The organism is Streptomyces sp. NPDC057002 (assembly GCF_042673825.1).
GTDB lineage: Bacteria > Actinomycetota > Actinomycetes > Streptomycetales > Streptomycetaceae > Streptomyces.
This window is the reverse complement of record NZ_JBHURZ010000006.1, coordinates 160,597-172,611: the sequence shown is the minus strand read 5'-3', so window position 1 is coordinate 172,611 and position 12,015 is coordinate 160,597. Positions and strand designations below refer to the sequence as shown.

Here is a 12,015-nt window from a genome sequence, read left to right as displayed (position 1 = left end):
AGCCTCAGACGTCCAGCTGGTCGGCGACCGCCCGCAGCAGGCCGGCGATCTTCTTGCCGGAGGTCCGCTCGGGATAGCGGCCCCGCTCCAGCATCGGGGTGATGTTCTCCAGCAGGGTCGTGAGGTCCTGGACGATCGAGGCGAGTTCGTCCGGCTTCTTGCGCGTCGCGGCGGCGACCGAGGGGGTCGGGTCCAGAATCGTCAGGGACAGTGCCTGGTCGCCGCGCTGTCCGGCGACCACGCCGAACTCCACTCGCTGACCGGGCTTGAGCGTCTCGACTCCGGCGGGGAGGACCGAGGAATGGACGAAGACGTCACCGCCGTCGTCGCGGGAGAGAAAGCCGAAGCCCTTCTCGCTGTTGAACCACTTGACCTTGCCGGTAGGCACGTCTGTCCTCGTCCTCGTACTCGTCGGAAAACTGCTTCTGGAAACGGCTCTTGATAGCACTCGGGCGGGCCGCACGGACCCGCCGGTACCAAGGCTAATGCTCTTCAGGCCGGTGACAAGACGTCACCGGCTTGTTCCTTCGGGCTGGGAACTACCCTGGTCCGGTGCCTGACAAAACCCAAACGAATTCCGCCGCACCCGGTGACCGTCTGGTCCGTGCCGGTGCCATCGTCTTCTTCATCGGTGCCGTGGCCACACTGGTCACGGTCGCCCCGCTGTTCCTCGGGACGACGCCCTTTCCGACGTACATGTTCGGATTGAGCATGCTCATGGCGGTCGGTTTCCTGATGGCCGGCGCGGGAGTACTGCGTTCCGTGGCGGCCGGCCGGCGTCAGGCGCGCGCGGGGCGGTAGTCCGAAAGCCACCCGGGGAATTCGGTCAGGTCCCCGAGGACGACGTCCGCGCCCGCCGTGCGCAGTTCCTCCGGGGAGCAGGGGCCGGTGGCCACCGCGACGGACAGCGCGCCGGCCGTCCGGGCGCCGCGTACGTCTCCGACGTGGTCGCCGACATAGACGGCCGCGTCGTGCTCGCGCAGCGCCTCCGCCTTCTGTTCGGCCCACAGATCGCCGATCACCGCGTCGGGCTCGATGCCGAGGTGGGCGAGGTGCAGCTTGGCGTTGGGCTCGTACTTGGCGGTGACGACTATCGCGCGCCCGCCGGCCTCCCGTACGGCCGCGATGGCCTCGGCGGCGCCGGTCATCGCCGGGGTCGCCGCGATGGCGATCGACGGGTACATCTCGCGGTACACATCGGCCACGTCCCCGACCTCCTCGGCCGGGAACCAGTTGATCAACTCCTCGGCCAGCGGCGGCCCGAGCCGCGTGACCGCCAGATCGGCGTCGATGTACGTGCCCGTCCGCTCGGACAGCGCCTGGTAGCAGGCGCGGATGCCGGGGCGGGAGTCGATGAGGGTCATGTCCAGGTCGAAACCGACGGTGAGTGCCATATCGGCCATTGTGCCCAGGGCGTATGGCCGGCAGGCGTCCCGGGGGTGCCCGGGACGCCGGCTACTTCTGCCGCTGGGAGCGCCACACCAGGAACAGCGCCGACGCCACCGCCGCGCCCCGGACCACCCAGGGCCAGGTCTCGGAGACCGCGTCGTTCATATGGCCCTCGGCGATCGGAGTGCCCCAGCGGCCGTTCATCCTGCCCCAGAGCCACACCAGGCCCGACGTGATGGCGAGGCCCGGCAGGACCATGACCGCCCACTTCGTCTCCGCCTGGGTCAGACGGCGCGAGGCATAGGCGATGAGCCAGCCGAGGAGGAGCACGAACCAGTTGCCGAGCACGGCGCCCGCGACGAGCAGACCCGCGGCGGCGAGGAGCAGCGGGTTGCTCCAGCTCCCGGAGGGCAGACGGGGGAGGCGGCGACGGGTGCCGGTCTCCGCTGCTTCCTCCACGGCCTCGACGGCCGGCTCGGCCTCCTCCGCCGCCGGCTTCTCCTTCTCCGGCTTCCTCGGCTGCGGCGGCTTCAGCAGGTCCGGAAGTTCCACGCCGCCCACGAAGCCGGGCACCTCCTCGCCCACGCCGAACGGGCTGCTGTCCACCCGCCACCAGTCGGGCTGGACGACGCTGTCCCCGAGCTCGTGCCCGGCGGCCAGGTGCGGCGGGGCCGGGCCCTCGGAGGGCGCCGGGTGCGGCTCCTCGGCGGACCGGGAAGGGCGGGGCCGGGGGACGACGCGCCGCAGCACCCCCTTCGCCCGCTCCTCCGGCTCGGCATCGCGCTGCACGGGGACGGAAGGGGGAGCGGAGGCGGCGCTCCGCGCCGCACCGCCGGTGCCTTCCGCTGCCGCCGCCACGACCTCGTCGGGGCTGCCCATGCGGGTCAGGATGCGGCGGACGGCGGCGGGCGAGTCGACGGTGGCCTTCGCGCGGCGCCGGTCGATCTCGTCGCGCAGGCCGGCGACCAGGCGCATCCGGGTGGCCGACGACAACTGCCGCTGCTGGGCCACGTCGCCGACCCGGCTCAGATACTCGTAAACGACCTGGTCGCTCTCAATCCCCACGAAGTCCCCTCCGGGGCGGGTGCGTTGGCTGACGCCGTCGGACGACGGTATCGCGAGTACCGGCAGGTCGGCCAAAAGCCCGTCCGGCGATCGGGCCCGAGGTGGCCCGCGGTCGGCCCGGCCGCCCGAGGCGACCCGCTACCGTGGACCGGATGAGCACCGAGGACAGGCCCCCGGCCCCCCGCTCCCTCGCGGAAGCGCTCCGCGCGCGGGGCGATGCCGCGCTGGGCGCGCTTCTGCGCAGCCGTCCGGATCTCATCACTCCCGTGCCGACCGACCTGACGCAGCTCGCGACCCGGGCCGGCACCCGTGCCTCGGTCGTGCGCGCCCTGGAGCGGCTGGACCGGTTCGCGCTCCAGACGGCGGAGGCGCTGGCCGTGGCGGCGGACCCGGCGGCGTACGACGAACTGCTCGGGCTCACGGCCGGGGACGACGCCGACCCGGCCGTCGTCGCCGCGCTGCCGCACGCCCTGGACGTCCTGCGCGAGCAGGCCCTGGTCTGGGGCGGCGACGACCGGCTGCGGCTGGTCCGTACGGCACGTGAACTGCTGGCACCCGCGCCGCAGCACCCCTCTCCGACCGGTCTCGGCCCCACGGTCCAGGAGGCCACCGCCGGGATGTCCCCGGGGCGGATCCAGGAGATCGTCACGGCCGCCGGGCTGGCCTCGACCCATGACTCGGTCTCCGCGGTGACCGCCCTCACCGGCCTGTTCACGGACCGGGCCCGGATGACCGCGCTGCTCGACGGCGCCCCGGCCGACTCCCTGGACGTGCTGGAACGCCTGGTGTGGGGGCCGCCGTACGGGCAGGTCACCGCGGACCCGGCGGCGCGGCTGCGCTGGCTGCTGGACCGTGGGCTGCTGCTGCCGACGGCGCCGGGGACGGTCGTCCTGCCGCGCGAGGTCGCCCTGCACCTGCGGCGGGGGCTGGCGCACCGGACTCCGGAGCCTCTGCCGCCGGTGGTCGAGGCCGCCGCCGTACACCGTCCACAGGTTGTGGACAGCACGGCAGCCGGGCAGGCGTACACCGCGCTGGCGACCGTCGAGGAGCTGCTGAAGGACTGGGACGAGGGCGGGCCCGCGGTGCTGCGGGCCGGCGGGCTGAGCGTGCGGGACCTGAAGCGGACCGCCGTCGCCCTCGACGCGCCCGAGCCGGTCGCCGCGTTCTGGGTGGAACTGGCGTACGCGGCGGGCCTGATCGCCTCGGACGGAGAGGCCGACGAGCGGTACGCGGCGACCCCGGCCTACGACGAGTGGCTGGAGGCGCCCGCCGCCGAGCGCTGGTCGCGGCTGGCCACGGCGTGGCTCGCGGCGACCCGGACGGCCGGTCTTGTGGGCGGGCGGGACGCGAAGGACCGTACGTTGTCGGCGCTCGGGCCGGGCCTGGACCGTTCGGCGGCGCCCGAGGTACGGCACCGGGTGCTGGCGCTGCTGGCCGGGCTCCCGGAGGGCGCCGCTCCGGACGGCGGGTCGGTGCTCGCGCGGCTGCGCTGGGAGCGCCCTCTCCGGGGCGCGCAGCGCGAGGACGATCCGCGCACCCGCCTCGCCCAATGGGCGCTGTCCGAGGCGGAGCTGCTGGGCGTCACCGGCCGGGGCGCGTTGTCGGCGCACGGCCGGGCCCTGCTGGGACCGGCGGCGGCCGCGAAACACCCCGAAGCGGAGCCCTCCGGAGCGGCAGGTCCGGGAGACAAGCTCCCCGTCCATCACCACCACCATCGCCCCGCCCCGGTCGCTCCCCTCTCCCCCGCCGAACAGGCCGTCGCCTCCGCCGCCGCGGCCCGGCTCCTCACGCCCCAGCTGCCCGAGCCGCTGGACCACGTGCTGCTCCAGGCCGACCTGACGGCGGTGGCCCCCGGGCCCCTGCGGCGCCCGCTCGCCGACATGCTCGGGGTGCTGGCGGACGTCGAGTCCAAGGGCGGGGCCACCGTCTACCGGTTCACGCCCGGCTCGGTGCGGCGCGCGCTCGACGCCGGGCAGGCCGCCTCCGACCTGCACGCCTTTCTGGCCGCACACTCCCGTACGCCGGTGCCGCAGCCGCTCGCCTACCTGATCGACGACGTGGCCCGCCGGCACGGCCAGCTGCGCGTCGGCGCGGCCTCGGCGTATGTGCGCTGCGACGACGACGCGGTGCTCAACGAGATCCTCGCCGACAAGCGGGCCTCGGGACTGGGCCTGCGCCGGCTCGCCCCGACCGTGCTGGCCGCGCAGGCCGACCCCGCGGGGCTCCTCGAAGGGCTGCGGTCGATGGGGTTCGCGCCGGCCGCCGAGTCCGCCGAGGGCGATGTGCTGATCACCCGCGCCCTCGCCCACCGCACCCCGCCCCGTACGGCGCCCGAGCCGGTGCCGGACGGCCCGCCGGTCCCCGACGACATCCTCCTCGCGGCGGCGCTGCGCGCCATCCGGGCCGGCGACCTCGCCTCCACCACCCCGCGCAAGCCCGGCGCCGCTCCGGCGGTCAACGGCGAGCTGCCCCGCACCGGTTCCGCCGAGACCCTCGCCACCGTGCAGGCCGCCGTCCTGACCGGCGAGGCCCTGTGGATCGGCTACGTCAACGCCGAGGGCACCGCCAGCCAGCGGGTCATCGCGCCCATCCGCGTCGAGGGCGGCTTCGTCACGGCGTACGACCACACGGCGGACGAGGTCCGTACGTATCCGCTGCACCGGATCACCGGGGTCGCGGAGCTGGCGGACGACTCCGGCTGACCCCTCCTGGGCAGAGGCGCTTCTCACCCGTTCGGGTGCACGCCGCCGTTCATGCACGCCACGCCGGGGATGTCCCACCCTCGGGCGACCTTGCCGGGCGTGCCGCATCACGCGCTGTGCCCGGGGGCAGCCACCGGGTGTTCCTGTGAGCACCGTCGAAAGGAAGTCCCAGCATGCGCGCTGTCCGTCGAGTCACCGCCGTCCTGGCCACCGCCGTCCTGATGATGTTCGGTGGTCTCGCCACCCCGGCCGCGGCGGTCGGCATCGATGTCGCCGGCCTCGTCATCGAGACGCCGCAGATCTGATCCGTCTCCGAGCACCCGTCGGGGCCGGCCCGCGTTCCGGGCCGGCCCGGGGTGCGGTGTCCCTCACCGCTCAGCCCGTGAAAGGCCGTGCCGCCATGCGTGAAAAACTTCCCGCCGTCGTACTCTCCGCCGCCGCCCTGGTGGGCATGCTCGCGCCCTCGGCCGCGGCGGCCCCGCCCGCGCTGCCGCTGCCCATCCCGGCTGCCCACGCCGAATCCCTGGTGGGCGAAGGCGTCTCCGTCGAGGGCCCGCTGGTCAACACCATCAGTCTGTCCACGCTGCGGTAGCGCGGCGCGTCCGGTAACTGTCGCCCTCCAGCCGGACCACCTCGGCGTGATGGGCGAGGCGGTCCGCCATCGCGGGTGCGGAGGTACCGAAGACCTCGTCCCAGCGGCCGAGCGGGCGGTCGCTGGTCACGATCAGCGAGCCACGCTCGTAGCGGTGCGCGACCAGCCGGAAGAACAGGGCGGCGGTGGCCCCGTCGAAGGGCGTGTAGCCGATCTCGTCGACGATCAGGAGGGGGTGTTCGTCGAGGGCGGCCAGCTCCGCTTCGAGCCGGCCGGCGGCCCGGGCGTCGGACAGCCGGGCCGCCCACTCGGCGGCGGTCGCGAACAGCACCCGGTGCCCGGCCTGGCAGGCCCGCACGCCCAGGGCGACGGCCAGGTGCGTCTTGCCGGTGCCGGTCGGGCCGACGAAGACCACGTTGCGCCGGGCGGCGACGAAGTCCGCCTTGCCGAGCCGGGCCACCGTCTCCCGGTCGAAGCCCCGGGGGTGCTGCTGGTCGAAGTCCTCCAGCTGCTTGCGGGCCGGGAAGCCGGCCGCGCGGATCCGGGCCTCGGCGTCGGCGTCCTGTTCCGGCACGGGCACCGGCTCGGGCTCCGGCTGCCGGGGCGAGGGCAGCCTGACCGCCGGGATGTCCTGGCCCGGCTGCGGGAGCACGGCCTGCGGGTGCCCGGACGGCGCACGGTCGGCGTGTCCGCGGTCGCTCTGCGCGGCCATCGGGCCCGACATGTACGCGAGGATCGCCGCCGAGGCGATGAACGCCATGTGGATCACCGTCCCCCACAGCAGGGCGTGGTGGGAGGTGTGGTGGACGTCCACGAACATCTGGAGCAGATGCACGGAGGAGATGCCCACGATCGCGGTGGCGAGCTTGACCTTCAGTACGTTGGAGTTGACGTGCGAGAGCCATTCCGGCTGGTCGCGGTGGCCCTGGAGGCCGATGCGCGAGACGAAGGTCTCGTAGCCGCCGACGATCACCATGATCAGCAGATTGGCGATCATGACGACGTCGACCAGCTTGAGCACGGCGAGCATCACGTACGTCTCGGTGGCGTGCCCGCTCACGCACATGAGGATTAAGGTCCAGAGTTCCTTGAAGAACTTGTAGACGTAGACGCCCTGTGCGGCCACCAGCCCGAAGTACAGCGGGGCCTGGAGCCAGCGGGTGGCGAACAGGGCGTATCCGAGCGTGGTCGTCGGCGTATTCTGCACGGTTCGCCATTCTTCGGGGACACCGTGGAAAAACTGAATTCACACCACACGTTGGGATGAAAAGGCATTCTGTAGGACCGGCGTCGTTCCAGCAGCGCAGATCACACCCTCGGGGGGCGTCGATCAGGCACACTGGACGTTTGGCCGCAGAAAGGGTGCCGCGTGTGAATGGTCCGCTGATCGTCCAGTCCGACAAGACCCTGCTCCTGGAAGTCGACCACGAGCGGGCCGACGACTGCCGTCGCGTCATCGCCCCCTTCGCGGAGCTGGAGCGGGCGCCGGAGCACATCCACACCTACCGGGTGACCCCGCTGGGCCTGTGGAACGCGCGCGCGGCGGGCCATGACGCCGAGCAGGTCGTGGACGCGCTGGTGGAGTACAGCCGCTATCCGGTGCCGCACGCGCTGCTCGTCGACATCGCCGAGACGATGGACCGCTACGGCCGGCTCACCCTGTCCAAGCACCCGGCGCACGGCCTGGTCCTGACGACCACCGACCGGCCGGTGCTGGAGGAGATCCTGCGGTCGAAGCGGATCACGCCGCTGGTCGGCGCCCGGATCGACCCGGACACCGTCGCCGTGCACCCCTCCGAGCGCGGGCAGATCAAGCAGACCCTGCTGAAGCTGGGCTGGCCTGCCGAGGACCTCGCCGGGTACGTCGACGGCGAGGCGCACGAGATCGAGCTGGCCGAGGACGGCTGGGCGCTGCGGCCGTACCAGAAGCAGGCGGTCGAGAACTTCTGGCACGGCGGCTCCGGCGTCGTCGTCCTGCCCTGTGGCGCCGGGAAGACGCTGGTCGGGGCCGGGGCGATGGCACAGGCGAAGTCCACGACGCTGATCCTCGTCACGAACACCGTCTCCGCCCGGCAGTGGAAGCACGAGCTGGTGCGGCGGACCTCGCTCACCGAGGACGAGATCGGCGAGTACAGCGGGACGCGCAAGGAGATCCGGCCCGTCACGATCGCCACGTACCAGGTGCTGACGACCAAGCGGAAGGGCGTCTATCCGCACCTGGAGCTGTTCGACTCGCGGGACTGGGGCCTGGTCCTCTACGACGAGGTGCATCTGCTGCCGGCGCCGGTCTTCAAGTTCACGGCGGATCTCCAGGCGCGGCGGCGGCTCGGCCTGACGGCCACCCTGGTCCGCGAGGACGGCCGTGAGTCGGACGTGTTCTCCCTGATCGGGCCCAAGCGGTTCGACGCGCCGTGGAAGGAGATCGAGGCGCAGGGCTATATCGCGCCCGCCGACTGCGTCGAGGTCCGGGTCAATCTGACGGACTCCGAGCGGCTCGCGTACGCCACGGCCGAGACGGAGGAGAAGTACCGCTTCTGCGCCACGACGGCGACCAAACGGAAGGTCACGGAGGCGATCGTCCGCCGCTTCGCCGGGCAGCAGATCCTGGTGATCGGCCAGTACATCGACCAGCTCGACGAGCTGGGTGAGCACCTCGGGGCGCCCGTGATCAAGGGCGAGACGTCGAACGCGCAGCGCGAGAAGCTCTTCGACGCCTTCCGCGAGGGCGAGATCAGCGTGCTGGTGGTCTCCAAGGTCGCGAACTTCTCGATCGACCTGCCGGAGGCGACGGTCGCGATCCAGGTGTCGGGCACCTTCGGCTCCCGCCAGGAGGAGGCCCAGCGTCTCGGCCGTGTGCTCCGCCCCAAGTCGGACGGCCACCAGGCCCACTTCTACTCGGTGGTCGCCCGGGACACCATCGACCAGGACTTCGCGGCCCACCGGCAGCGCTTCCTGGCGGAGCAGGGGTACGCGTACCGGATCGTCGACGCGGACGAGCTGCTGGCGGACAGCTGAGAACGGCGGGCCCGCCGGCTCACTTGTGGCGGACCACGCCGACCTCCTCGCCGTACTGTCCGAGGACGATCACGTCGAAGGCGGCGCCCGCGAAGACCTTGACGGCGCGCAGGGCGTCGCCGATGCGGTGGCGGTGGCTGCCGGTCACGGCGGTGGCACCCGGCGGCCGGCCCGGTGCGGGGGCAGGGGAGAGGGTTGCTGCGCTCATGTCTCCATGGTGCGGTTTCACCCGTAAAGCCCGCGTCGGTCCAGGGACCGATCCTGCGTCGTCCGCTCGTATGACCTCGTATGACAACAACCCTTGAGGGTCACCGAAAAACCGTTGGCGGTCGTCTCCCCCGCTCCTCTAAGATCTCCGCTTCTTGCCCGCCTCCCTCACGGAGCGCCGCCGACCGGACGGAAACCGGTCTGCATCTCACCGCCATCCCTTCAGCAGGTCCTCCGGAGGCACCCCCTTGTCCACGCCCGTCGACGACCCGCTCTCCCGTGAGCGCTCCCACCTCTCCGCGTCCCGTTCCGCCCTGCGTGCCATGCGCGAGGACGTCGAGGCCCTCGACATCACCGACGTCACCGCGAACTGGGTCAACGCCGAGGTGCTGGCCCACCAGATCGAGGAGCGCATCAAGGCCCTGGCCGACCTCAGCGGCACCCCGCTGTTCTTCGGCCGGCTCGACTATCTGCACACCCCGGGCGCCGAACAGGCCGAAGGGGCGGATGGGGAGCGCTTCTATATCGGGCGGCGGCATGTGCACGACGCCGACGGCGACCCGATGGTGATCGACTGGCGCGCGCCGGTCTCGCAGCCGTTCTACCGGGCCACCAAGAAGGACCCGCAGGACATCGCGCTGCGCCGCCGCTTCGGCTACACGGGCGGCGACCTCACGGCGTACGAGGACGAGCATCTCTCGGACCCGGCGGAGGCGGCGAAGACCAGCAGACTGCTCCAGCAGGAGATCGAGCGTCCGCGTGTCGGCCCGATGCGGGACATCGTCGCGACGATCCAGCCCGAGCAGGACGAGATCGTGCGCTCCGGGCTCTCCGGCTCGGTGTGCGTGCAGGGCGGCCCGGGCACCGGGAAGACCGCCGTCGGCCTGCACCGGGTCGCCTATCTCCTCTACGCCCACCGCGAGCGCCTGGCCCGCACCGGCACCCTGGTGATCGGACCCAACCGGTCCTTCCTGCACTACATCGAGCAAGTGCTGCCCGCTCTCGGCGAGTTGAGTGTCCAGCAGGCCACCGTCGAGGACCTGGTGGCCCACGTCGAGATCAAGGGCACGGACGACGCGACGGCCGCGGTCGTCAAGGGCGACGCCCGCATGGCCCAGGTACTGCGCAGGGCCCTCTACGCGCACGTCACCCTGCCCACCGAGCCGGTCATGGTCGTGCGCGGCTCCCGCCGCTGGCGTGTCGCGCAGTACGAACTGGAGGACATCGTCCGCGAGTTGCTCGACCGCGACATCCGCTACGGCGCCGCCCGCGAGGCCCTGCCGCAGCGCATCGCGCACGCGGTGCTGGTGCAGATGGAGCGTTCGGGCGAGGCGCCGGACGACCGGGTGCAGGACGCGGTGGCCCGCAACAGCGCGGTCAAGGCGGCCGTGAAGACGGTGTGGCCCGCCGTCGATCCGGCGAAACTGGTGCTGCGCCTGCTGTCGGACCCGGACTTCCTCGCCGAGCACGCGGCGGGGATCCTCGACGAGGAGGAGCAGAAGGCGATCCTGTGGGCGCGACCGGCGCGCAGCGTCAAGTCCGCCCAGTGGGCGGCGGCCGACGCCGTCCTCGTCGACGAGGCCACCGACCTGATCCAGCGCACGCACTCCCTCGGACATGTCGTCCTCGACGAGGCGCAGGACCTCTCCCCCATGCAGTACCGGGCGGTCGGCCGCCGCTGCACCACCGGCAGCGCGACCGTCCTCGGCGACCTGGCACAGGGCACCACGCCCTGGGCGACCCGCGGCTGGCAGGAGGCGCTGACCCACCTGGGCAAGCAGGACGCGGTGGTGGAGGAGCTGACGGCGGGCTTCCGTGTCCCGACGGACGTCATCACGTACGCCTCCCGGCTGCTGCCGCACATCGCCCCGGGCCTCACCCCGGTCGGGTCGATCCGCGAGAACCCCGGCCACTTCGAGGTCCGGTCGGCCCCCGCGACCACGGACGTGGTCGAGGCCTGCCGCGAGCTGCTGCGCAACGAGGGCTCGACCGGCCTGATCGCGGCTGACGCCCGGATCCCGGAGCTGGCACGCGCCCTGGCGGAGGCCGGGATCCCCTACCTCGGCCCGGGCGAGGAGACCACGCAGGAGACCCGCCTGACCCTGGTCCCGGCCTCGCTCGCCAAGGGTCTGGAGTACGACTACGTGGTCCTGGACGAGCCGCGGGCCGTGGTCGACGGCGAGCCGGACGAACGGACGGGGCTGCGGCGCCTGTACGTGGCGCTGACGCGAGCGGTGTCGGGGCTGATCGTCACGCACGCGGCGCCGCTGCCGCCACAACTGGCGTGACCGCTCAGGTCGCGACGTAGCCCCCGTCGGCGGCGAGCACCGCGCCCGTGATGTAGCCGGCCTTGTCGGAGGCCAGGAACGCCACCGCCTCGGCGATCTCCTCGGGCTCGCCGGCGCGGGCGAGCGGTGTGTTCCGGCTGAACTCGTCGAACATCTCGCCCACCGTGTCGACGGCCATGTCGGTGCGGATCGGGCCGGGTGCCACGGAGTTGACGCGAACGCCCGCCGCGCCGAACTCGACGGCCCACGACCGGGTCAGCGCGTCCATCGCGGCCTTGGAGGCGTTGTAGACGGAGCCGACCGGGGTGCCGACCTGCCCGGCGACCGACGAGACGTTGACGATCGCGCCCTTCTTCCTGGCGACCATGGCCGGCACGAGCGCGGCCGTCAGGAAGTAGGCCGCACGGACATTGATGTCGAACACCCGCTCGTAGCTGTCGAGCGGCTGCTCGGGGGTCGTCGAGAACGGGAAGATGCCCGCGTTGTTCACGAGCACGTCCACCTCGCCGACCTCCTCGGCGAGCTTGCGGACGTCGTCGATGTCCGCGACGTCCGCGACGACGAAGTGGCCCGTCCCGCCCGCCTGCTCGATCAGCTCGACGGTCTCCTTGCCGAGTTCGGCCCTGCGCCCGGTCACGTAGACGGTGGCTCCCGCCTCCGCGAGCTTGACCGCGATCGCGCGGCCGATGCCCGACGTGGCGCCGGTGACGAGTGCCTTCTTGTCCTGAAGTTCCTTGGTTGTCATGTCTGCCAACCT

At 72.4% G+C, this 12,015-nt stretch carries 12 protein-coding genes; 6 read left to right on the top strand and 6 right to left on the bottom strand.

The genetic code is table 11. From position 1 onward, the window contains the following. Positions 1-4: 4 nt before the first annotated feature. Positions 5-388, bottom strand: a complete 384-nt coding sequence (locus ACFT32_RS29025; RefSeq protein ID WP_189729237.1) for a cold-shock protein — start codon at positions 386-388, stop codon at positions 5-7. Positions 389-552: 164 nt separating this feature from the next. Between ACFT32_RS29025 and ACFT32_RS29020 the strand changes: the two genes are divergently transcribed. Beyond that, positions 553-801 (top strand): hypothetical protein, encoded by a 249-nt coding sequence (locus ACFT32_RS29020; RefSeq protein ID WP_184599437.1) that lies wholly within the window; start codon positions 553-555, stop codon positions 799-801. Here ACFT32_RS29020 and ACFT32_RS29015 read toward each other — a convergent pair. Beyond that, positions 780-1,403, bottom strand: a complete 624-nt coding sequence (locus ACFT32_RS29015; RefSeq protein ID WP_382495141.1) for an HAD family hydrolase — start codon at positions 1,401-1,403, stop codon at positions 780-782. The genes ACFT32_RS29020 and ACFT32_RS29015 overlap by 22 nt on opposite strands. A gap of 52 nt (positions 1,404-1,455) precedes the next feature. Further along, positions 1,456-2,454 carry a hypothetical protein gene (locus ACFT32_RS29010; protein ID WP_382495138.1) on the bottom strand — a complete coding sequence of 333 codons (999 nt, stop codon included), beginning with the start codon at positions 2,452-2,454 and terminating at the stop codon, positions 1,456-1,458. A 152-nt stretch (positions 2,455-2,606) separates the two neighbouring features. Here ACFT32_RS29010 and ACFT32_RS29005 point away from each other — a divergent pair, with 152 nt between their 5' ends. The 3 genes from ACFT32_RS29005 to ACFT32_RS28995 all read left to right on the top strand — a co-directional run bounded on the left by ACFT32_RS29005 (position 2,607) and on the right by ACFT32_RS28995 (position 5,748). Beyond that, the gene (locus ACFT32_RS29005; protein WP_382495135.1) at positions 2,607-5,156 is read left to right on the top strand and encodes a helicase-associated domain-containing protein; all 2,550 of its coding nucleotides are present in this window, start codon (positions 2,607-2,609) and stop codon (positions 5,154-5,156) included. A 173-nt stretch (positions 5,157-5,329) separates the two neighbouring features. Next, positions 5,330-5,461: a hypothetical protein gene (locus ACFT32_RS29000; RefSeq protein WP_255961296.1), complete on the top strand. Its 132-nt coding sequence runs from the start codon at positions 5,330-5,332 to the stop codon at positions 5,459-5,461. Between the two features lie 95 nt (positions 5,462-5,556). Next, on the top strand, positions 5,557-5,748 hold the full coding sequence (locus ACFT32_RS28995; protein WP_382495132.1) for a hypothetical protein: 192 nt from the start codon (positions 5,557-5,559) through the stop codon (positions 5,746-5,748). Here ACFT32_RS28995 and istB read toward each other — a convergent pair. Further along, a complete protein-coding gene (gene istB / locus ACFT32_RS28990) occupies positions 5,726-6,955 on the bottom strand; it encodes an IS21-like element helper ATPase IstB (RefSeq protein ID WP_382495129.1) in 1,230 nt (409 codons plus the stop codon). The genes ACFT32_RS28995 and istB overlap by 23 nt on opposite strands. Positions 6,956-7,119: 164 nt before the next feature. On the opposite strand from istB, the gene ACFT32_RS28985 reads away from it, so the two are divergent. After that, a complete protein-coding gene (locus tag ACFT32_RS28985; RefSeq protein ID WP_382495126.1) occupies positions 7,120-8,763 on the top strand; it encodes a DNA repair helicase XPB in 1,644 nt (547 codons plus the stop codon). 19 nt (positions 8,764-8,782) lie between these two features. Here ACFT32_RS28985 and ACFT32_RS28980 read toward each other — a convergent pair whose 3' ends face one another. After that, complete coding sequence (locus ACFT32_RS28980) at positions 8,783-8,971, bottom strand: hypothetical protein (RefSeq protein WP_382495123.1); 189 nt, start codon at positions 8,969-8,971, stop codon at positions 8,783-8,785. A 247-nt stretch (positions 8,972-9,218) separates the two neighbouring features. Here ACFT32_RS28980 and ACFT32_RS28975 point away from each other — a divergent pair, with 247 nt between their 5' ends. Continuing rightward, positions 9,219-11,258: a HelD family protein gene (locus ACFT32_RS28975; protein WP_382495120.1), complete on the top strand. Its 2,040-nt coding sequence runs from the start codon at positions 9,219-9,221 to the stop codon at positions 11,256-11,258. A gap of 4 nt (positions 11,259-11,262) precedes the next feature. Here the strand turns inward: ACFT32_RS28975 and ACFT32_RS28970 are convergent, their stop codons facing one another. Beyond that, positions 11,263-12,003 (bottom strand): SDR family NAD(P)-dependent oxidoreductase, encoded by a 741-nt coding sequence (locus ACFT32_RS28970; protein WP_382495117.1) that lies wholly within the window; start codon positions 12,001-12,003, stop codon positions 11,263-11,265. Positions 12,004-12,015 lie beyond the last annotated feature (12 nt).